We start from the raw sequence: 20,645 nt of genomic DNA, 5'->3' as shown, positions 1-20,645 counted from the left end.
GGGCTGAGGATCCGGGGATTCGGAGGTCCGGAGGCCTGGGGGGTCTGGGAATCTGGGGAAGCCTCTACCGGCCCAGGTACTTCGGCTTCTCCTTGGCGATGAAGGCCTGGACCGCGATCGCGTGGTCCTCGGATGCGCCGGCCCTGGTCTGCAGCTCGTCCTCCTTGGTCAGCGTCTCGCCGAGCGAGTGATCCGCGCCGTACGCGAGCGACTCCTTGATCGCGGCGTACGCGAGGGTCGGCCCCTCCGCCAGCGCCCGGGCCACCGCCGCCGCCTCGGCCGCGAGATCGTCGGCCGGTACGAGCTTGTTCACGATGCCCAGGTCGTACGCCTCCTGCGCGGTGATCGACCGCGGGAACAGCAGCAGATCGGCCGCGCGGCTCGCGCCGATCAGCCGGGGCAGCGTCCAGGAGACCCCGGAGTCGGCGGTCAGCGCGACCCCGGCGAAGGAGGTCGTGAACTTCGCGGAGTCGGCGACGACCCGGTAGTCCGCGGCCAGGGCGAAGCCAAGACCCGCGCCCGCGGCAACCCCGTTCACCCCCGCCACCACCGGCTTCGGCATCGCGGTCAGGGCTCGCACGATGGGGTTGTAGTGATCACGCACGGTGTTCATCGTGTGGCTGGTGCCCGATTCCTTGTCGGAAATGAGCAGGGAGACGTGCTCCTTCAGGTCCTGCCCCACACAGAAAGCGCGCCCCGACGCGGTCAGCAGCACCGCCCGTACGGCGGTGTCCGCGGCGGCGGCCTGCAGCGCGTCCCGAAGGGCGACCTTGGCCTCGACGTTCATCGCGTTCATGGCCTCGGGCCGGTTGATCGTGATCGTCGCGAGTCCGTCGCTCACCTCGTACAGCACGGTGTCGGCCATGACAGGGTCCCCTTTGCGCCTCAGGCAGTGATGTCCAGCCCAGCATGGCGGAGATCGCCGAGGCCTGACATACGCACTGGTATGTGACCTGCGTCAAAGAATCCGAGCGCCGGAATCGGCGTGCGAAGGTGAAGCGAGGGCGAAGTATCGCAGGCGGATCCCCGAATTGGGCGGTTTTGTGAAAGCGCGTTGCGCAAGCGATGCCGACTGATGTTGGTCATCGGGTCCCGCGATGCGGGATAATGGCTGGGAAGCAATGTGTTCGATGCCGGTGACGCGTGCCCATCCAGGGGGCCGTCGGCTGACGATGAGCTGGTTTCAGGAAGGGGAACGAGCATGGCGGCCATGAAGCCGCGGACGGGCGACGGCCCGCTCGAGGTGACCAAGGAGGGGCGGGGCATTGTCATGCGCGTTCCGCTCGAAGGCGGCGGTCGGCTTGTCGTCGAGCTGACTCCGGACGAGGCAGACGCCCTCGGTGACGCCCTCAAGAAGGTCGTCGGCTGACGCGGAAGCGCCTACACCTTTCCGTACTGCCCCGGCACAGCATCACGCTGAGCCGGGGCAGTGTCGTATGCGCGCCCGTACCCGCGGCGGTCGTCGTGTCAGGGGTGGAGCCGGCCGGATCAGCCGCGGCGCACCGCGCACAGCAGCCCGTCGCCCACCGGCAGCAGCGACGGAATCAGCTCCTGGCTCTCCCGTACCGCCCGCAGCAGCTCCCGCACCCGAAGGACCTCGCCGGGCTGCGCCGCCGAATCGACCGTGCGGCCGTCCGCGAAGACGCCCTCGAAGCACACAAGACCCCCAGGCCGCAGCAGGCGCAACGATTCAGCGAGACACTCCAGCGACTCCATCCGGTCGCCGTCGCAGAAGACGAGGTCGTATCCGCCGTCCGCGAGCCGCGGCAGTACGTCGAGGGCGCGGCCGGGGATGAACCGCGCGCGGTTCCCCGCGAAACCGGCGGCTCGGAACGCCTGCCGTGCGAACTGCTGGCGCTCCGGCTCGGGGTCGACGGTCGTCAGAACGCCATCGGGCCGCATGCCCTGCAGCAGATAGATCCCGGAGACCCCGGTGCCGGTACCGATCTCCGCCACCGCCTTGGCGTCCGCCGTCGCGGCCAGCAGTCGCAGGGCGGCGCCGGTGCCTGGCGACACCGAGGGCAGCCCTGTCTCCCGGGCCCGCTCACGGGCCCAGCGCAGAGCTTCGTCCTCGGCGACAAAGGCGTCGGCGAACGCCCAGCTCGTCTGCCGGTTGGCGGTAATGACCCTCTCCTGTCCCCGTAGTCGGCGCAACCGTGACTGTATCCGCTGCGCCCGGGAACCCGCAGATGGGACCGGGCGTTATGGAGGGGCAGGGGGAAAGGGGTGGATGGAAGACACCCGTTCCCAAATTCGCGTAAAGATTCTTATCCGGAGCTAACGGGCGAGGTGGCTATGGTAGGGACTCCACTGGACACCACCAGAGCCGACAGGGGAGGTGCGGCTGCGCCTGTGGATCGGAGAGGGGTGCTGCGGCGCCTTCTCAGGTCGGCGGGTGAGCCGAAATCCGTGACCGACACCGCTGACGCCCGTTCCCGCCAGGCCGACTCCGTGCCCACCGCGACGTTCGCATCGGATGCGGAATCGCAGGCGTGGACTCCTCCCTCCTGGGAGGACATCGTCAGCACGCACAGCGGCCGGGTCTACCGTCTCGCCTACCGTCTGACCGGAAACCAGCACGATGCGGAGGACCTCACCCAGGAGGTCTTCGTCCGTGTCTTCCGCTCCCTGTCGACCTACACGCCGGGGACCTTCGAGGGCTGGCTGCACCGCATCACCACCAATCTGTTCCTCGACATGGTCCGCCGCAAGCAGCGCATCCGTTTCGACGCGCTCGGCGACGACGCGGCCGAGCGGCTGCCCAGCCGTGAGCCGTCCCCCCAGCAGGTCTTCCACGACACGCACTTCGATGCCGACGTGCAGCAGGCGCTCGACACCCTCGCGCCCGAGTTCCGCGCGGCCGTGGTCCTCTGTGACATCGAGGGTCTCTCGTACGAGGAGATCGCGGCCACGCTCGGCGTCAAGCTCGGCACCGTCCGCAGCCGTATCCACCGCGGCCGGTCCCATCTGCGCAAGGCCCTGCAGCACCGCTCTCCCGAGGCGCGTGCCGAGCAGCGCGCGCTCGCGGGCGTGGCCGGGGAGGGCGGGGCGGCGTGAGCGGCACAACTCCCACCCCCGCGGAGCAGCATCTGGGGGACCGGCTCGCTGCCCTGGTCGACGGCGAGCTGAAACATGACGCGCGCGAGCGCGTCCTGGCCCATCTGGCGACCTGTCCCAAGTGCAAGGCCGAGGCCGACGCGCAGCGCCGGCTGAAGAGCGTCTTCGCCACCGCCGCCCCGCCACCGCCCTCCGAGGGCCTGCTCGCGCGGCTGCAGGGGCTCCCCGCCGGGCCGCCCGGAGGTGATGACGACGGGCGGGGAGGTCCCTTCGGCGGGGGGCGCCTCACCGATGCTGTCTTCGGCGTGACCCCGGAGGGCTTCGGGTACGTACCCGGCGGGCCCGGGCTGCCCGACGGCGGGCCGGGATCAGGGTTCCGTATCCACGACGTGGGACGTCAGGAGGCCGAGCGTTCGCCGTGGCGCGGCCGCAGGTTCGCGTTCGCCGCGGCCAGCGCCGTCTCGTTCGCGGCGATCGCCCTGGGCGGGACGCTGCCGCTCGCCGCCACGGGCGACGTATCGGCCCGCGGGGAGCATCGTGGCAACAGCGTCACACCGCTGCGCACGACGACCGCGACCAGCAGTGGAGCGGAAGCCAACCGCCGTCGCGGCGGGGCGGGCGGGCGGGTCGGTCTGAGCGGTGAGCGGGCCGCGGCGATGACCCCGCAGACCCTGACCCAGGCACAGCCGCTGTCCCACCCCTTCGCGGCGCCGGCTCTGCTCACGGGCGGGTCCACGCCGCCGCTGATACGGCCCACGGGCTCGGCGTTCCAGCTCGCCACCGCCCCCGGCCCGACGCTGTCGGCCACCCCGCTGCCCAGCCGGCTCGCGTCCCCGACCCGGCACTGATCCGGCGTCCCGGCGCTCAAGTGACCGGGCACCCTGTGGGACACCACCGGTAAACCTGGTTGAATCCAGGGAAGGGGTGCCCGGCGGGGCGCGCGGACTGGCCAGTTGCGGGGAGAGCATGGAGAACGGGAAGCCGACGGGTCCCAAAGCGAAGTGGTGGAGCCGCCCGGCCCGTACGGAGACACCGTCGGCGCCCGACGCGGCTCCGACGGAGGCCCTCACGGACTCCACAGACTCCACGGAGCCCACGGACACCGTCCCGGCTACGGACACCGTCCCGGCCGCGGACGTCGTGCCGCCCGCGGCACCGGCCGCCCACATCGACGATCAGCCCGACTACCCCCTGGCGGCACCCGCCCCGGTGGCCTCGCCGTCCGTCCCGGCGCCCGGCGAGGCCGGGACGGTCCGGGAGGCCCCGGCGCCGGTGGTCCCCGCACCCGAGGTCCCGGGTCCAGAGGCCGCACACGCCGCAGCTGCCCCCGCCGGAGGCCACCCCACCGGCGGCGTGGGTATGCAGCCGATGCACGAGCCCGACGAGTACCGGACACCGCCGTACGGCGGCCCCGGGCCGTGGGCGCCTGCCCCGCCCGTGCAGCGACCTGTGGGCGGCACGCCGGCGCACGGAACGCATGTCCCGCCGCAGTACCGCTCGGGCAACGGGTACGCACAGCCCGCACCGGCACCCGCACCGGCCCCCGTACCCGCGCAGTGGACCCACTACGACCCCTGGAGTGCCCCCGGAGGCACGCTCACCCGGGCCGACGAGCCCCCCAGGAAGAAGAGCCGGCGCGGCGTGGCCCTCGTCGGCGCGCTGCTCTTCGCGCTGCTCGCCGGAGTGCTCGGCGGCGGCGTCGGCGCGTACCTCGAACGGAACGGCGGAATCACCACTGTCGAGCTGCCGCAGGCCGGCCCCGAGGACTCCGGCCGGGCCCCCGACAGCATCGCCGGCATCGCCGCCAGCGCGCTGCCGAGTGTCGTGACGCTGCACGTCAGTGGCGGCGGCAAGCAGGGCACCGGCACCGGCTTCGTCCTGGACGCGCAGGGCCACATCCTCACGAACAACCACGTGGTCGCGTCGGCCGGCAGCTCCGGAGACATCTCCGTCACCTTCAGCGGCGGCGAGACCGCGCGCGCCACCCTCGTCGGCAAGGACAGCGGCTACGACCTCGCCGTCGTCAAGGTCCGCGGCGTCTCCGGCCTCAAGCCGCTGCCGCTGGGCAACTCCGACAGTGTGCGGGTCGGTGACCCCGTCGTCGCCATCGGCGCGCCCTTCGACCTGCAGAACACCGTGACCGCCGGAATCATCAGCGCCAAGGAGCGCCCGATCACCGCCGGCGGTGAAGAGGGCGACGGCAGCGACATCAGCTATGTCGACGCGCTGCAGACCGACGCGCCGATAAACCCCGGGAACTCCGGTGGCCCGCTCGTCGACTCCAAAGCACGCGTCATCGGCATCAACAGCGCGATCCGCGCCGCCGACAGCGCAACCGACCCGGACGGAAAGGCCGGCCAGCCCGGCTCCATCGGCCTCGGCTTCGCCATCCCCATCAACCAGGCCAAGCGGGTGGCCGAGGAGCTCATCAACACGGGCAAGGCCACCCACCCCGTGATCGGCGTCAGCCTCGACATGAGCTACGCGGGCGACGGCGCCCGCGTAGGCGAGAAGGGCAAGGACGGCGCCCCGTCCGTCACCGCGGGCAGCCCCGCCGCCAAGGCCGGTCTGCGCCCGGGCGATGTCATCACCAAGGTGGACGGCCAGCGGGTGCACAACGGTGAGGAACTCATCGTCAAGATCCGCGCGCACCGCCCCGGCGACCGGCTGGAGCTCACGCTGACCCGTAAGGGCAAAGAGCAGACCAGGACGGTGACGCTCGGTTCGTCGACCGGCACGTGAGGGACACCCCGAAGGTACCGGCCGGACAGATTCGCCGGGTACCGTGGAGCCGGCCCCATCCGGTCATTCTGCAGCGGCACGGAGAACACGAACACAAGGAGCAGCAAGGTGTTCAATGACATAGGCGCACTCGAGGTCGTGACACTCGTGGTCCTCGCCGTGCTCGTCTTCGGCCCGGACAAGCTGCCGAAGGTCATCCAGGACGCCTCGCGCTTCATCCGCAAGGTCCGGGAGTTCTCCGACAACGCGAAGCACGACATCCGCAGCGAACTGGGCCCGGAATTCAAGGACTTCGAGTTCGAGGACCTCAATCCCAAGACGTTCATCCGCAAGCAGCTGAATGAGAACGAGGATCTCAAGGAGATCCGCAGCACCTTCGATCTCAAGAAGGAAATGAACGACGTGGCGGACGCCGTGCACGGCAAGGAGCCCGACAGCTCCGTCCCGGCCGTGGTGAACGGCTCGCCCGGCGCCGCTCCGGATCGACTCAAGAAGCGCGAAACCGTCGATCAGGGCGAGCGCCCGCCGTTCGACGCAGACGCCACCTGAGCGCCCTGAGCGCCATCAACCGCTACGAGCCGGTGCGAGATGGCTATCCTCTCCATCTGTCCGGAAACGAGGACGCCCGCGGGGGGCGGGCCGTTCCGGACCTTGGTGATCGAGGAGGCGGCCAGGCAGATGGAGACGACGAGTCGGGTAGGGGCGGCGCAGAGTACGCCCAGCACGTCCACCGCTGAGGGGGTGCCCGCAGCCCGGCGTACGGTCGACAGCTATCTGCGCGCACCGTTCCCCTGGTACGGACTGGACGAGGCCTTCGCCGGTCCGCGCTGGCTGATGCAGGTCGGCACCGACGCGGACGGAACGGTGCAGCACGGTTCCATGGGCCACGGCGACGAGCCGTCGATAAAGTCCGACGCGACCGCAGTCGACAAGGAACGCTTCGCGGTGGTCGTGACGGTCGCGGCGAGCCCGGTACGGCGCACCGGGGACGGCACAGGCCTCCTGGAGGCCACGACGGTCTCGTCCGCGGCCTGGCTGGCCGGCTCGGGGCTGCTGGCGTACACGTGGCCCGCGCAGCTCGACCACACGCTGCGCGACGACTGGCTGGACCAGCAGACCGAGACCGCGTTCGCGCTGGCCGACGACCTGTCCGGTCCGGCGTGGTCCGAGCTGTCGCTGCCGGTGGACGGGGTGCCGATGCCGTTCCACTACCGGGAGTCGGAGTTCGGCTGGGTGCTGGCCGGGTCCGCGCAGAACGGGGTGCACGTGGGGGCGTACGGGCGGGGTCTGAGCGCCTACGGCCTGGGGTTCTCGGTGGTGTCTGACCTCGAGGCGTACGCCTAGACGTACGCGGCGTACGCCTGGACGTACGAAAGAGGCACCGTCCCGGTGGACGGTGCCCCTTTCGCGTACGTTCGCGTACGTACGCGTACGTACGTCAGAACTTGTTGCGCGGCGTGATGCCCAGGCTCATGCCCGACAGGCCGCGCTGGCGGCCGCCGAGCTTGCCGGCGATGCTGCGCAGGGCCGCGCCCGCCGGGGAGTCGGGGTCGGTGAGGACGACCGGCCTGCCCTCGTCGCCGCCTTCGCGAAGGCGGACGTCGATCGGGATCTGGCCCAGCACCGGGACCGTGGCGCCCGTCGTCTGCGTCAGGCCGTCGGCGACCTTCTGCCCGCCGCCCGTGCCGAACACGTCGACCATCTCGTCGCAGTGCGGGCACGGCAGGCCCGACATGTTCTCGACGACACCGACGATCTTCTGGTGGGTCTGGACGGCGATGGAGCCGGCCCGCTCCGCGACCTCCGCCGCGGCCTGCTGCGGAGTGGTGACGACCAGGATCTCCGCGTTCGGCACCAGCTGGGCCACGGAGATCGCGATGTCGCCGGTGCCCGGAGGCAGGTCGAGCAGGAGGACGTCCAGATCGCCCCAGTACACATCGGCGAGGAACTGCTGGAGCGCGCGGTGCAGCATCGGGCCGCGCCACACCACCGGTGCGTTGCCCGGGGTGAACATGCCGATCGAGATGACCTTCACACCGTTCGCGGACGGCGGCATGATCATGTTCTCGACCTGGGTGGGACGGCCGTCCGCACCGAGCATCCGGGGCACCGAGTGCCCGTAGATGTCGGCGTCGACGACACCGACCTTCAGCCCGTCGGCGGCCATCGCCGCCGCCAGGTTCACGGTCACGGAGGACTTGCCCACGCCGCCCTTGCCGGACGCCACCGCGTACACCCGCGTCAGCGAGCCGGGCTTGGCGAAGGGCACCTCGCGCTCGGCGGTCGTGCCGCGCAGCGAGGCCGTGAGCTCACGCCGCTGCTCGTCGCTCATCACGTCCAGCGAGACATCGACGCGGGTGACGCCCTCGACGCCCGCGACGGCGTCCGTGACGCGCTGAGTGATGGTCTCGCGCATCGGACAGCCGGAGACGGTGAGATAGACCGTGACGGCAACTGCGCCGTCGGCCCCGATCTCGACCGACTTCACCATGCCGAGGTCGGTGATCGGCTTGTTGATCTCGGGGTCGTTCACCGTCGCCAGTGCTTCGCGCACCGCGTCTTCCGTAGCCATACGAACGATGGTACGGCGCCGGATCCCGCCCCGGGGGCCCCTGTCAGCGGTCGCCTTCGTCACGTCTGCGGGAGGCCACGGGCGGGAATACCGGCGGCCGGTGCGCCAGCTCCCTCAGCAGGTCCTCGAACTCCGAGCGGATCCAGTCGCGGGTGGCGACCTCGCCCAGTCCCATCCGCAGTGCGGCGATCTCCCGGGTCAGATACTCGGTGTCCGCGATGGAGCGCTCGTTCTGCGACCGGTCCTGCTCCATCTCGACCCGGTCGCGGTCCGCCTGGCGGTTCTGCGCGAGCAGGATCAGCGGGGCGGCGTACGACGCCTGCAGTGACAGCGCGAGCGTCAGAAAGATGAACGGGTACTCGTCGAAGCGCAGGCCGGGCGGAGCGAAGATGTTCCACAGGACCCACACGATGACCGTCAGGGTCATCCAGACGATGAACCGGCCCGTCCCCAGGAAGCGGGCGATCTTCTCCGAGAACCGGCCGAAGGCCTCCGGGTCGTACTCCGGCAGGACCTTCCGGCGCGGGGCGCGCGGCACATCGAGCCTCACGCGCGGGCGCGGCGCCCCGGCCCCGGCGGGAGGCCTCTCTTTGCCCTCGCCGCGTTCGGCGAGTCCGTACTCACTGCCCATGGGCGGACCTCGTCCCCTCGAACTCGGCCTCGCGCCAGTCCTCCGGCAGCAGATGGTCGAGCACGTCGTCCACGGTCACCGCTCCGAGGAGCGCCCCGCTCTCGTCCACGACCGGCGCCGCGACCATGTTGTACGCGGCGAGATAGCTGGTGATCGCGGGCAGCGGGGTGCTCGGGGCGAGCGGCGGCAGATCGCTCTCGACGATCGAGCTGACCAGCGTGAACGGCGGATCCCGCAGCAACCGCTGGAAATGCACCGTGCCCAGGTACTTGCCCGTCGGCGTCTCGTCGGGCGGCCGGCACACGTACACCTGCGCGGCCAGCGCGGGGGAGAGGTCCTGCTGGCGCACCCGGGCCAGCGCATCCGCGACGGTCGCGTCCGGGCGCAGCACGATCGGCTCGGTCGTCATCAGCCCGCCGGCCGTCCGCTCCTCGTACGACAACAGCCGGCGTACGTCGGCGGCGTCGTCCGGCCGCATCAGCATCAGCAGCCGCTCCTGGTCCTCCTCCGGCAGCTCGGAGAGCAGATCGGCGGCGTCGTCCGGGTCCATCGCCTCCAGCACGTCCGCCGCCCGCTCGTCCTTCAGTTTCCCGAGGATCTCGATCTGCTCGTCCTCGGGCAGTTCCTCCAGGACGTCGGCGAGCCGGTCGTCGTGGAGGGCCGCGGCGACCTCGACGCGCCGTTTGGGCGAGAGGTGGTGCAGGGCGTTGGCGAGATCGGCGGGGCGCAGCCGCTCGAAGGTGGCGAGCAGGCTCTCGGCACCCTGTCCCTCCTCCTCCAGCGAGAAGCCGGTGACGGCCGACCACTCGACGGTCAGCGCCTCACCCTTGCGCCGCAGGGCCCCGCCCTTGCCTCTCCGTACGAAGACCTTGTCGATCTCCCAGTCGCGCCGGGCCGGAAGCTGCTGGATGGCGACGTCGAGGACGGTGACTTCCTCGCCCGACTCGACCAGCTGGACCCGGCGGTCCAGCAGCTCGCCGAGGACGAGGCGCTCGGTCGGGCGCTGCTCGAAGCGCCGCATGTTGACCACGCCGGTGGTGATGACCTGACCGGACTCGACGCCGGTGACGCGGGTCATGGGGAGGAAGATCCGCCGGCGGCTGAGCAGCTCGACGACCATGCCGAGCAGCCGGGGCGGCCGCCCGCCGACCCGGAGCATGGCGACGAGGTCGCGCACACGCCCCACCTGGTCGCCGTTGGGGTCGAAGACCGGGACACCGGCGAGGTGCGAGACAAAGATCCGGGGGGCGCCTCCCGCCATGATCCGCGCCTCCTCAGTCCGTTCCCATCTGCCCGGAAATGCGGCTGTCCAACGGCTTCAGGCTAGCCCGTACCGTTCCATGGTGCTGCTGTGGAAGGTCCGGACGGCTCCCTTCCGGAGGGCCCACCGGGCCCGGGTACGCTGCGGTCTTGCCACCCCCCACGCGTATGAGAGGCAGTGTGCTCGTGACCGCTCTCCACCCTGCCGCCGTCGCCCGGGCCCGCCGGGCCGCGCTCTCCGTCGCGCTGTGCGCGGGGCTGGTCGCAGCCCTCACGGCGTGCGGCGAGGACCCGGACGCGGGGACGAACGGCGTCGGCAAACTGGAGGCGACCGCGATCGAGGCGAAGGCCAAGGCGGCGGCCGACGGCGCGGACGCGGTACGGCTCGCCGGCACCCTGGTTTCCAAGGGCGGCACGTACAAGCTGAACATGCAGCTGAAGAAGGCCGGCGCGATCGGCTCGGTCACCTCGAAGAACTCCACGTTCGAGCTGCTGCGGGTCGGTGACGCGCTCTATCTGAAGGCCGACGCGGGCTTCTGGAGCCACAAGGAAGTGGACGGATCGGGCGGGAAGGACGGCTCCGATTCCACCGGCGAGGAGGACGAGGCCGCCGCCGAGAAGCTCGACGACAAGTACGTGAAGGTCCCCGAGGGCGACCCGGCGTACAAGCAACTGCGCGGCTTCACCGACATGGATGTGCTGCTGGACGGGCTGCTCGGGCTGCACGGCAAGCTCAGCAAGGGCGACCGCGACAAGATCGGCGGCGTCCGCACGATCAAGATCATGGGCGGCGAGGGCAACGGCGGCACGCTCGACGTCTCTCTGGAAGGCACCGCGTACCCGCTCCAGCTCGCCCGCGCGGGCGGCGCGGGTGTGCTCACGCTCGCGGACTGGGACAAGGAGTTCACCCTGGAGCCCCCGTCCAAGGAGGAGACGGTCGACTACGGCCGCCAGCTTCCCCGTACGAGCGACTGACGGCCGACGGCTGGTGGCCGACGCCTGACAGCTGACGGCGCCCGGCTCCGGCCGGGGCGGGTCAGCTGTGTTTGCGGCCTCGGCGCAGCAGCCGCGGCAGGGCCGCGGGAATGGGCCGGCGGGTCGTCGCCGGAGTGGGGAGCGGGACGGCCGACAGGGAATCCTGCGGGTGCTCCGTGGACGACTCACGCGGCTCCAGCCGCAGCACCCGGCACTCCTGGGCCCAGCGCTCGGTCATCCGCTCGCCGTCCGGCGCGTTGAGCCGCTTGCCCTTCAGCTCGGCGACCGCGGCGTCCCATGCCTCCGAGCCGGGGGCCAGTTCGGTCACCGCGGCGGTCCATGTCACCAGCCGGCCGCCCTTGTCCTTGCTGCGCACGGTGATCTCGGCGGTGGAGCCGTCGGTCAGCCCGGGCAGCGGCTGCTCGCCGGGGCCGTCGCCGACCACATGCGCGGCCCCGTCGTGCCACACATGCCACAGTGCCCGGGAGGGTCCGGTGCCCCGGACCCAGATGAGACCGGACTTCTTGGTGGCCTCCTCGACGAGGGCCTGGCCGAGCTCCGGGGCATCCCCGGCGGAGCGGGGGGAAGGGTCGTTGCCGAGCTGAGCGTCGTTCATGCTCCGCAGCCTATTAGAGCCAGCCGTTGCGCTTCAGGGTGCGGTGAATGGTGAGACAGATCCCGACGATGCCGACCATGACCATCGGGTACCCGTACTTCCAGTGCAGCTCGGGCATGTGGTCGAAGTTCATGCCGTACACGCCGCAGACCGCAGTCGGTACGGCGATGATCGCCGCCCAGGACGTGATCTTGCGCATGTCCTCGTTCTGGGCGACCGTCGCCTGCGCCAGATTGGCCTGGAGGATCGAGTTCAGCAGCTCGTCGAAGCCGATGACCTGCTCCTGCACCCGGGCCAGGTGGTCGGCGACGTCGCGGAAGTACTTCTGGATGTCCGGGTCGACCAGCCGCATCGGGCGCTCGCTCAGCAGCTGCATGGGCCGCAGCAGCGGCGTGACCGCCCGCTTGAACTCCAGCACCTCACGCTTGAGCTGGTAGATGCGCCCGGTGTCCGTACCGCGCGTGCTGCCCTTCGACGGTGCGGAGAAGACGTCGATCTCGATCTCGTCGATGTCGACCTGCACGGCGTCCGCGACCGCGATGTAGCCGTCGACGACATGGTCGGCGATGGCGTGCAGTACGGCCGAGGGGCCCTTGGCGAGCAGCTCGGGGTCGTCCTGCAGCCGGTGGCGGAGGTTGCGCAGCGAGCCCTGCCCGCCGTGCCGCACGGTGATCACGAAGTCGGGCCCGGTGAAGCACATCACCTCACCGGTCTCGACGACCTCGCTGGTCGCGGTGAGCTCGGCGTGCTCGACGTAGTGGATGGTCTTGAAGACCGTGAAGAGCGTGTCGTCGTACCGCTCCAGCTTGGGCCGCTGGTGGGCGTGGACGGCGTCCTCCACGGCCAGCGGGTGGAGGCCGAACTCGGCGGCGATACCGGAGAATTCCTCCTCCGTCGGCTCGTGGAGGCCGATCCACGCGAAACCGCCGCCCTCACGTACCCGCAGCATCGCCTCGTGCGGGGTGAGGCACTCCGCGTCCTTGACCCGGCGGCCGTCGCGGTAGACGGCGCAGTCGACGACCGCGCTGGAGGCCGAGGGGTCACGGGTCGTGTCGTACGTGCTGTACGGGCTGGTGCTCTTGCGCAGCGCAGGGCGGACCGCTTCGCGCAGGTCACGGATCATCGACATGGCAGGCTCCTTCACGGAGAGGCCGCCGGTGCGAGGCGTGGCACAGCCCGGAATGGGGACGTTATATCGATACGTCCGCAAAGCGGGCGGCACCGCGGCGCGCGGTGACGGCGTTCGCTACAGACAGTCAGGCAAAAACGACGTGCTCTTCCGTCGTGCGCGGTGCCATGGAACGGAGCGGGAAGCCCTCAGACTCAGACAGTGAGGGGTCGCGCGGAAGAGCGGTTGGTACTGCACGGTCGACTTCGATCCACCGCAGCCCCACCTCCTCCGGCCGGTCCCCCGTGGGGGATGACGTGTCGTCGGGAACTCGGGAGTCACTCCCTCAGCCACCGCTGGGAAGTGCCCCATGCGCATGCTGTCCCGACCAGGCGGCCAAGCCTATCAGCCGACTGAGGGTCAATCCCTTTCTTTGCCCGTTCCTGATGCGATCTATGCTCGCGGGATGGGAGAAGTTCTTGCTCTGGTCGAGGCCCGGCTGCGCACCGCGCTGGGCGAACCCGACGCGCGCGCCGCGGTCACGTTTCTCGGTACGGACCGGATCGAGGTGCTCCGTTTCGTCGACGGGGACATCGTCCGGTACGCCACGCTCGGCATGTCCGCCCAGCCGATGACCGACCCCAAGGATGTGCTCGCCGACCCGGTGAAGGGACCCCGCGCGGAGCTGCTCCTGTCGGTACGGGCAGGGCTCGCCGACACTGACAAGGTCCTCCGCCCGCTCGCGGTCCTCGCGTCATCACCCCAGGTCGAAGGGGTGATCGTGGCGCCGGGCAACTCCTTGGACCTCGGTGAGCCGCTGTGGCCGCAGGCGCCGTTCTCCTCCGTCCTGGTCGCCGAGTCCGGCGGTCTGGTCGAGGACCTCGAACTGGACGAGCCGATGGACCCGGTGCACTTCCTTCCGCTCCTGCCGATGACGCCGAACGAGGCGGCGTGGAAGCGGGTGCACGGCGCGGCGCAGCTCCAGGAGCGGTGGCTGGCCAACGGAACGGACCTGCGCGATCCGCTGCGCAGGTCCGTAACTCTGACGTGACGCCAGTCACGCCCGAGGTGTGCGTGAAGTGACCTATCTCATGGCCGAGTTGGGCTTCCGGCTGCATGGCGACTGCATGACGGACTACATGACGACCGCATGGCAGGCTGCCTGACGGGCTGTCCGACGGGCTGTCCGACGGGCTGCTCGACGGGCCGGTCGAAGGGCTTCTGACGCTCAGTCGGCGAAGGCCGTCACGCCGCCCTGCGCCACGTGCACCGGCTTCGGCTCCGCCGCCTCGTGCGTGAGCGAGGCCCGCCGCGCCCAGACGATGCCCGCGCCGATCGCCGCCGCGACGCCGGCGATGACGAACGGCATGTGGACGTCGCTCCACTCCTCGATCTTCGGGGCGAAGTACGGGGCCGCGGCGGCCGTGAACCAGCGGACGAAGTTGTAGCCCGCACTCGCCACCGGCCGCGGAGCGTCCGATACGCCGAGCGCCAGCTCCGTGAAGACCGTGTTGTTCACGCCGATCAAGGCACCGGACAGCACCGTGCAGACAACGGCCGTCGTGTGGCCGCCGTACCCGAGCACCACCACGTCCACCGCGAGCAGCAGCAGCGAACCGCCCAGCACCTCGATCGAGCCGTACCGCTTCTGCAGCCACGGCGCGACCAGTACCGAGAAGACGGCGAGCAGCACACCCCAGACGAAGAAGACCGCGCCCGACCTGTACGGCGTCATGTCCAGCACGAACGGGGTGAAGGCCAGCACCGTGAAGAACGCGTAGTTGTAGAAGAACGCCGAGGCGGCCGCGGAGGCGAGCCCGCCGTGGCCGAGTGCCCGCACCGGGTCGAACAGCGAGGTCCTGCGGGCGGGCTTCGGCTGCTCCTTGAGGAACGCCGCGATGCACAGGAAGCCGATCGCCATCAGGGCCGCGGTGCCGAAGAACGGGTAGCGCCAGCTCGCGACGCCGAGTGCGGCGCCGAGGAGCGGCCCGCAGGCCATGCCGAGGCCGAGGGCCGACTCGTACAGCAGGATCGCCGCCGCGCTGCCTCCCGCTGCCGCGCCGACGATGACGGCGAGCGCGGTCGAGACGAAGAGCGCGTTGCCGAGGCCCCATCCGGCGCGGAAGCCGACGAGTTCGCCGACCGAGCCCGATGTGCCGGAGAGCGCGGCGAAGACGACGACCAGCGCGAGTCCGGCCAGCAGCGTCCTGCGGCCGCCGATCCGGCTGGACACGAAACCGGTGACCAGCATGGCCACCGCGGTGATCAGGAAGTACGAGGTGAACAGCAGCGAGACCTGACTCGCTGTGGCGTCCAGGCCCTTGGCGATGGACGGCAGGATCGGGTCCACGAGCCCGATGCCCATGAAGGCGACGACGGACGCGCCTGCTGTCGCCCATACCGCCTTCGGCTGGCGCAGGATGTTCCCCGCTCCCTCGGCTCCTTCTGCTCCCCCTGATCCCTCTGATCCCTCTGTTCCCTCCGATCCGTCCGCTCCTCCGGGACGTTCGCCGGACGGGTCCTCTGCGCGCATGAATGCTCCTCCGCTTCTCCGCCGGATCGTTGCGATGTACAGATAATAAGTTAGAGAGTCTAATGAATGCAATCTACATCTAGTTTTGGCTGGTGAGGCCGGGTGAAACCGGCGTGCCGGAGGGGTGATCGTCCTTGACGCGACGCCGGACGGGTAGGACTGTTGAGCGCTATGAGGGGCGAACCCAGTTGCCCGAAGTGTGGTGGTCGGGTCAGGGCGCCCGGACTCTTCGCCGACACCTGGCAGTGCGATGTGCACGGTTCCGTGCACCCGTTGCAGCCCGTGATCCCACCGAGCGTCGAGGCCCTCACTGTTGTGGTGGCCCGCGCCAAGGTCCCGGTGTGGATGCCCTGGCCGCTCCCGGTCGGCTGGCTCTTCACCGGCGTCGCGTACGCGGGCGACGACCGCAGTGGCGGCCGCGCCACCGCCGTCGCCTGCTCGGGCCCCGGTCCGCTGGGCGGCGTGGGGGAGTTGCTGCTGGTCGCCGAGGAGCTCGGTGTCGGCCTCGGCGCACGCTTCGCCGGGATCGACGGACCGGACCCCGGCCCGCACATGGCAGTCGACACATCACCTCAGGCCAAGGTCCTCGCCGCGGGCCGGCCCACACCGCTGTGGCACGTCAACGACGTGCCGGAGGACCGTGCGGTCTTCGCGGGCGAGGCACGCGGGCTGTGGCTGTGGGCGATCGTCTGGCCCGAGTCGACGGGGCTGCTGATGTACGACGAGCTGATACTGACCGATCTGCGGGACGCGGGCTCGGAGGTGGAGCTGCTGCCGTGCGGGGCCCTGTCGCCGCGGCTGCTGTCGTGACGGCTTTCACGTGACGCGGTGGTCCGGGTGATGTTCGATCCCCCGTTACGATTGAACGTCCCCCTGTCCGCCCCGAGTCCTGGAGTCACGCGTCGTGCGCATCGATCTGCACACCCACTCCACGGCATCGGACGGTACGGACACCCCGGCCGAGCTGGTCCGTAACGCCGCGGCAGCCGGACTCGACGTCGTCGCGCTGACCGACCACGACACCGTCGGCGGTCACGCCGAGGCGATCGCCGCACTGCCGGCGGGGCTCACGCTCGTCACCGGCGCCGAGCTCTCCTGCCGGATCAACGGCATCGGCCTGCACATGCTCGCCTACCTCTTCGACCCCGAGGAGCCCGAGCTGGCGCGCGAGCGTGAGCTGGTACGGGACGACCGCGTGCCGCGTGCGCAGGGCATGGTCGCCAAGCTCCAGGAGCTGGGCGTGCCGATCACCTGGGACCAGGTGGCCCGGATAGCGGGCATCCCGAGCGACGCACGCGAGGCCGCCGGGCCGCCGGCCGCGACGAAAGCCGCACCTGCGCCGAGTGGGCGGAGAAGCGAGAAGTCGGGAGGGGTCTCGGTCGGCCGGCCGCACGTCGCATCCGCACTCGTCGAACTCGGCGTCGTGCCGGACGTCTCCGCGGCCTTCACGCCCGACTGGCTGGCCGACGGCGGACGGGCGTACGTCGAGAAACACGAGCTCGACCCCTTCGACGCCATCCGCCTGGTCAAGGCCGCCGGCGGCGTCACCGTTTTCGCCCACCCGCTCGCGGTCAAGCGTGGCGAGGTCGTGCCCGAGGACGTCATCGGCCGACTGGCCGCGGCGGGCCTCGACGGTATCGAGGTCGACCACATGGACCACGACGAGCCGTCGCGTGACCGGCTCCGGGGGATCGCCGCCGATCTCGGTCTGCTGGCCACCGGCTCCAGCGACTACCACGGCAGCCGCAAGGCATGCCGACTCGGCGACTACACGACCGACCCGGAGATCTACGGCGAGATCACGCGCCGCGCGACCGGTGCGTTCCCGGTCATGGGCACGGGCGGAGTGCCCCGCCGCTGACCCCCGGTCCCCCCGCGGTCCGCTTCCGGCGTCCCCGCGCACGTACGTGCGCGTCTTCGTACGCCTCGCCCCGCGGATCTCCATGGCACTCCATGGCACTCCATGGAACGCCGTGGAACCCCCAGTCACCGTGCTGCGCCGTGCTGCACCGCGCTGCACTGCACCGCGCGAAACTCCGCGAAACGCCGCGGAGAACCCGACACCCCTGACACCCCGACACCCTGCAAGGCATCACTGTGTTCGACGTCGCCGTCTTCGGCTCCCTCTTCCTCACTCTGTTTGTGATCATGGATCCCCCCGGGATCACCCCGATCTTCCTCGCCCTCACCTCAGGCCGACCCGCCAAGGTCCAGCGCCGGATGGCCTGGCAGGCCGTCGCCGTGGCCTTCGGCGTGATCACCGTCTTCGGCATCCTCGGCCAGCAGATCCTGGCGTATCTCCATGTCTCGGTGCCCGCACTGATGATCGCCGGCGGTCTGCTCCTGCTGCTCATCGCGCTCGACCTGCTGACCGGCAAGACCGACGAGCCCAAGCAGACGAAGGACGTCAACGTGGCGCTCGTACCGCTGGGTATGCCTCTGCTGGCCGGGCCGGGCGCGATCGTCTCGGTCATCCTCGCGGTGCAGCACGCCGAAGGCGTCGCGGCGCAGGTCTCGGTGTGGGCGGCGATCGTCGCGATGCACATCGTGCTCTGGCTGACGATGCGCTACTCGCTGCTGATCATCCGGCTCATCAAGGACGGCGGTGTCGTGCTGGTGACCCGATTGGCGGGCATGATGCTCTCGGCGATCGCCGTGCAGCAGATCATCAACGGTGTCACCCAGGTGATCCAGGCCTCCTGACCCGTTGCGGCAGGTCACGCCGTCGACGCCGTCGCCCCGTTGCAGCACATCGCCCCCGTACGGAACGTGTCCGTACGGGGGCGCGTCGATCCTGGGCGTTACGAAGCCGGAGGCGTTACGAAGCCGAGGCCTGGGCCGGTCGGATGTAGATGCGCTGGCCGATCGCGGCGGCCTGCTGCACCATCCGGTTGACGGAGGCGGCGTCCACAACGGTGCTGTCCACGGCGTTTCCGTCGACATCGTCGAGTCGCATGATCTCGAAGCGCATAAAAGAGCTCCCTTCTGTCCGTCTGAGTTCCGTACCTTCCAACGGGATGCCGTCTGCAAACATTCCCTACGCTAAGGAAATTTTTCGGCTGACTAACTACTGGCAGGTATGCCACCGCCAGCTCACAATGGGGGGCGGTATGAACGACGCACTGCCCACCGAGATAAGCGCCCGCCTGGAGCGCACCAACGAGCTGCTCCAGCGCATGCTCGCCGAGGTCGCGAAGACCCCGTCCACGCATGCCATCTTCGTCGACGCCGGTTACGTCTATGCTGCGGCCGGGTTGCTTGTAGCGGGAACCGAGGACCGGCGCTCCTTCGATCTCGACGCCGAGGGGCTCATAGAGGCGTTCATCGACAAGGCCCGCACGATATTCGCGGACAGCCGCCTCCTGCGCGTCTACTGGTACGACGGCGCCAGGCGCCGCATCCACACACCGGAGCAGCAGTCCATCGCCGAGCTTCCCGACGTGAAGGTGCGGCTCGGCAACCTCAACGCCAACAACCAGCAGAAGGGCGTCGACTCCCTCATCCGCAGCGATCTGGAGTCACTCGCCAGGCACCGGGCCATCAGCGACGCGGCGCTCGTCGGCGGCGACGAGGACCTCGTCTCCGCGGTGGAGGCCGCCCAGGGGTACGGCGCACGGGTCCATCTGTGGGGCATAGAGGCGGGCGACGGGCGCAACCAGGCCGAGCCGCTGCTGTGGGAGGTGGACAGTCAGCGCACCTTCGACCTCGACTTCTGCCGGCCCTACGTCACGCGCCGGCCCGTCACGACGTACGAGGACGACAGCCCGCCGCCGGACCGCGAGGACGTACGGTTCGTCGGCGCGCAGATCGCGGCGACCTGGCTCGTCGAACGTGGCCGTGAGCCCATGGCGGAGCTGCTGCCCGGCCACCCGTATCTGCCCGGTCCGGTCGACCAGGACCTGCTGGTGGAGGCGGAGAAGCTGCTCAAGCACTCACTGCGTGGTTACGCGCATCTGCGGCGGGCGCTGCGAGACGGGTTCTGGCAGCACCTTCAGGGGCAGTTCTGATCACCTTCAGGTCCGGATCCGGTCACCCTCAGGGTCATTTCGATCACCTGGTCAGTTCTGGTCCCAGAAGTCGATGAGCGCCTCGGCGGTGTCCGCGGGACGGTCCGTGTTCGGCGAATGCTCGGCGCCCTCGATCACCGTGCGGTGCGCGCCGAGCCGTTCCGCCATCGCGTCGAGCAGCGGTACGGGCCAGGTGTCGTCGCGCGCGCCCGACAGCACATGCTTGGGCAGCGGCTGTACGGCGGCGAGCTCGGCGACCCGGTCGGGTTCCACGGTCAGCTGCCGGCCCGTCGCCAGCAACTGGGCGGGATTGTGGCGCATCCAGCGCCGCCGCAGGTCCTCGCCGTCGGTGTCGGCCTCCTCCGGCGGGTCCAGCGCCTGCATCGCCTCCCACACCTGACCCATGTCCATCACCGCGAGCGCGTCGCTCAGCAGCTTGACCTTGTCCTGCTGGGAGGGGGAGATCCGGCCGGGCCCGGACGACATGAGCGTCAGCGACCGGAACGGCCGCGGGTCGAGCAGGACGGCGGCGCGGGCGATCTGGCCGCCGAGAGAATGCCCGACGAGGTGGACCTCGGAGCCCTCCGCGTTGCCGATCGCCTCGGACTGCGCGAGCACGTCCCTGGCCAACTCGGCCTGTGTGTAGACCTGTTGGTCCGCGGGGCCGTCGCTCTCGTACTGCCCACGGCCGTCGATGGCGATCGCGCGATAGCCGGCCGCGGCGAGTGGTTCGAGCAACGCGATGAAGTCCTCCTTGCTCCCGGTGTACCCGGGCAGGAGCATCACGGTGCCTCTGCTCGTGCGGCGGTCCGGCTCGGCGTCCAGCACGGCGAAGTCCCCGCGGGCGGTGCGGAGGTGGTAGCTGCGGGCGCAGGCGGGGGGCACGAAGGTGGGGGGCCGGCTCATGCGGACGAGGCTAACGGGTAGCAGGGCGGCCGCGTGCAGGGGCCGCCGTGCGGCTGCGGTCGGCGGCACGGCAAAGGGCCCGTCACCCACTCAGGGGTGACGGGCCCTCAGCGCGAGGGGATCAGGCCTCCGGCTGGGCGGCCTTGGCGCGGGTACGGCGGCGGCGCGGCTTGGCCGGCTCCTCCGTCGCGGTTTCCGTCGCGGTGTCCGGCGTGTCGGCGTCCGGCGTGGCCGACGA

22 protein-coding genes are annotated in these 20,645 nt (G+C 70.3%); 12 read left to right on the top strand and 10 right to left on the bottom strand.

Annotated features, from left to right (window positions below; all coding sequences use genetic code 11):
- Positions 1 to 64: 64 nt before the first annotated feature.
- A complete protein-coding gene (gene chcB, locus ACWGI8_RS17705) occupies positions 65 to 865 on the bottom strand; it encodes a 2-cyclohexenylcarbonyl CoA isomerase (RefSeq protein WP_453661895.1) in 801 nt (266 codons plus the stop codon).
- Positions 866 to 1,201: 336 nt separating this feature from the next.
- Here chcB and ACWGI8_RS17700 point away from each other — a divergent pair, with 336 nt between their 5' ends.
- Positions 1,202 to 1,369, top strand: coding sequence for a DUF3117 domain-containing protein (locus ACWGI8_RS17700; protein WP_003966491.1), 168 nt, complete (start codon positions 1,202 to 1,204; stop codon positions 1,367 to 1,369).
- A gap of 119 nt (positions 1,370 to 1,488) precedes the next feature.
- Here ACWGI8_RS17700 and ACWGI8_RS17695 read toward each other — a convergent pair whose 3' ends face one another.
- Positions 1,489 to 2,154, bottom strand: a complete 666-nt coding sequence (locus tag ACWGI8_RS17695; protein ID WP_453661893.1) for an O-methyltransferase — start codon at positions 2,152 to 2,154, stop codon at positions 1,489 to 1,491.
- A 141-nt stretch (positions 2,155 to 2,295) separates the two neighbouring features.
- Between ACWGI8_RS17695 and sigE the strand changes: the two genes are divergently transcribed.
- The 5 genes from sigE (at position 2,296) to ACWGI8_RS17670 (ending at position 7,143) form a co-directional block, all read left to right on the top strand.
- Positions 2,296 to 3,057, top strand: coding sequence for an RNA polymerase sigma factor SigE (gene sigE, locus ACWGI8_RS17690; RefSeq protein ID WP_453661892.1), 762 nt, complete (start codon positions 2,296 to 2,298; stop codon positions 3,055 to 3,057).
- Positions 3,054 to 3,905, top strand: a complete 852-nt coding sequence (locus ACWGI8_RS17685; protein ID WP_453661890.1) for an anti-sigma factor family protein — start codon at positions 3,054 to 3,056, stop codon at positions 3,903 to 3,905. Before sigE ends, ACWGI8_RS17685 begins: the two co-directional genes overlap by 4 nt.
- A 118-nt stretch (positions 3,906 to 4,023) precedes the next feature.
- Positions 4,024 to 5,799 (top strand): trypsin-like peptidase domain-containing protein, encoded by a 1,776-nt coding sequence (locus ACWGI8_RS17680; RefSeq protein ID WP_453661889.1) that lies wholly within the window; start codon positions 4,024 to 4,026, stop codon positions 5,797 to 5,799.
- Between the two features lie 108 nt (positions 5,800 to 5,907).
- Positions 5,908 to 6,348 (top strand): sec-independent translocase, encoded by a 441-nt coding sequence (locus ACWGI8_RS17675; RefSeq protein WP_453661887.1) that lies wholly within the window; start codon positions 5,908 to 5,910, stop codon positions 6,346 to 6,348.
- 129 nt (positions 6,349 to 6,477) lie between these two features.
- Positions 6,478 to 7,143, top strand: a complete 666-nt coding sequence (locus tag ACWGI8_RS17670) for a hypothetical protein (RefSeq protein ID WP_453661885.1) — start codon at positions 6,478 to 6,480, stop codon at positions 7,141 to 7,143.
- 94 nt (positions 7,144 to 7,237) lie between these two features.
- On the opposite strand, the gene ACWGI8_RS17665 is transcribed toward ACWGI8_RS17670, so the two are convergent.
- The 3 genes from ACWGI8_RS17665 to ACWGI8_RS17655 are packed head-to-tail and all read right to left on the bottom strand — an operon-like array spanning position 7,238 to position 10,263.
- Positions 7,238 to 8,371: an Mrp/NBP35 family ATP-binding protein gene (locus tag ACWGI8_RS17665; protein WP_453661884.1), complete on the bottom strand. Its 1,134-nt coding sequence runs from the start codon at positions 8,369 to 8,371 to the stop codon at positions 7,238 to 7,240.
- Between the two features lie 43 nt (positions 8,372 to 8,414).
- Complete coding sequence (locus ACWGI8_RS17660) at positions 8,415 to 9,002, bottom strand: DUF1003 domain-containing protein (protein ID WP_453661882.1); 588 nt, start codon at positions 9,000 to 9,002, stop codon at positions 8,415 to 8,417.
- Positions 8,992 to 10,263, bottom strand: coding sequence for a magnesium transporter MgtE N-terminal domain-containing protein (locus ACWGI8_RS17655; protein WP_453661880.1), 1,272 nt, complete (start codon positions 10,261 to 10,263; stop codon positions 8,992 to 8,994). The genes ACWGI8_RS17660 and ACWGI8_RS17655 overlap by 11 nt, the downstream gene beginning before the upstream one ends.
- Positions 10,264 to 10,448: 185 nt before the next feature.
- Here ACWGI8_RS17655 and ACWGI8_RS17650 point away from each other — a divergent pair, with 185 nt between their 5' ends.
- Complete coding sequence (locus ACWGI8_RS17650) at positions 10,449 to 11,237, top strand: hypothetical protein (protein ID WP_453661879.1); 789 nt, start codon at positions 10,449 to 10,451, stop codon at positions 11,235 to 11,237.
- A 61-nt stretch (positions 11,238 to 11,298) separates the two neighbouring features.
- Here ACWGI8_RS17650 and ACWGI8_RS17645 read toward each other — a convergent pair whose 3' ends face one another.
- Together ACWGI8_RS17645 and ACWGI8_RS17640 are read right to left on the bottom strand one after the other, a co-directional pair.
- On the bottom strand, positions 11,299 to 11,853 hold the full coding sequence (locus ACWGI8_RS17645) for a hypothetical protein (RefSeq protein WP_453661877.1): 555 nt from the start codon (positions 11,851 to 11,853) through the stop codon (positions 11,299 to 11,301).
- Positions 11,854 to 11,866: 13 nt separating this feature from the next.
- Positions 11,867 to 12,982: a magnesium and cobalt transport protein CorA gene (locus ACWGI8_RS17640; protein ID WP_453661876.1), complete on the bottom strand. Its 1,116-nt coding sequence runs from the start codon at positions 12,980 to 12,982 to the stop codon at positions 11,867 to 11,869.
- 445 nt (positions 12,983 to 13,427) lie between these two features.
- Here ACWGI8_RS17640 and ACWGI8_RS17635 point away from each other — a divergent pair, with 445 nt between their 5' ends.
- On the top strand, positions 13,428 to 14,012 hold the full coding sequence (locus tag ACWGI8_RS17635) for a suppressor of fused domain protein (protein ID WP_453661874.1): 585 nt from the start codon (positions 13,428 to 13,430) through the stop codon (positions 14,010 to 14,012).
- Between the two features lie 177 nt (positions 14,013 to 14,189).
- Here ACWGI8_RS17635 and ACWGI8_RS17630 read toward each other — a convergent pair whose 3' ends face one another.
- A complete protein-coding gene (locus ACWGI8_RS17630) occupies positions 14,190 to 15,494 on the bottom strand; it encodes an MFS transporter (protein ID WP_453661872.1) in 1,305 nt (434 codons plus the stop codon).
- Between the two features lie 171 nt (positions 15,495 to 15,665).
- Between ACWGI8_RS17630 and ACWGI8_RS17625 the strand changes: the two genes are divergently transcribed.
- From ACWGI8_RS17625 to ACWGI8_RS17615, 3 genes are all read left to right on the top strand, one after another.
- Entirely contained in the window at positions 15,666 to 16,304 is a 639-nt protein-coding gene (locus ACWGI8_RS17625) for a DUF6758 family protein (RefSeq protein WP_453661871.1), read from the top strand.
- A 94-nt stretch (positions 16,305 to 16,398) separates the two neighbouring features.
- Positions 16,399 to 17,355: a PHP domain-containing protein gene (locus ACWGI8_RS17620; protein ID WP_453661869.1), complete on the top strand. Its 957-nt coding sequence runs from the start codon at positions 16,399 to 16,401 to the stop codon at positions 17,353 to 17,355.
- A gap of 236 nt (positions 17,356 to 17,591) precedes the next feature.
- Positions 17,592 to 18,197 (top strand): MarC family protein, encoded by a 606-nt coding sequence (locus ACWGI8_RS17615; protein WP_453661867.1) that lies wholly within the window; start codon positions 17,592 to 17,594, stop codon positions 18,195 to 18,197.
- A gap of 115 nt (positions 18,198 to 18,312) precedes the next feature.
- Here ACWGI8_RS17615 and ACWGI8_RS17610 read toward each other — a convergent pair whose 3' ends face one another.
- The gene (locus ACWGI8_RS17610; RefSeq protein ID WP_453661865.1) at positions 18,313 to 18,465 is read right to left on the bottom strand and encodes a hypothetical protein; all 153 of its coding nucleotides are present in this window, start codon (positions 18,463 to 18,465) and stop codon (positions 18,313 to 18,315) included.
- A gap of 139 nt (positions 18,466 to 18,604) precedes the next feature.
- Between ACWGI8_RS17610 and ACWGI8_RS17605 the strand changes: the two genes are divergently transcribed.
- Positions 18,605 to 19,501: an NYN domain-containing protein gene (locus ACWGI8_RS17605; protein ID WP_453661863.1), complete on the top strand. Its 897-nt coding sequence runs from the start codon at positions 18,605 to 18,607 to the stop codon at positions 19,499 to 19,501.
- Positions 19,502 to 19,552: 51 nt separating this feature from the next.
- Here the strand turns inward: ACWGI8_RS17605 and ACWGI8_RS17600 are convergent, their stop codons facing one another.
- Entirely contained in the window at positions 19,553 to 20,407 is an 855-nt protein-coding gene (locus ACWGI8_RS17600; protein WP_453661861.1) for an alpha/beta fold hydrolase, read from the bottom strand.
- Between the last annotated feature and the right edge of the window lie 238 nt (positions 20,408 to 20,645).

This window comes from Streptomyces sp. NPDC054841, assembly GCF_053611045.1.
Note: the sequence above shows the minus strand (reverse complement) of the source record. Positions and strands in the feature narration are given on the sequence as shown.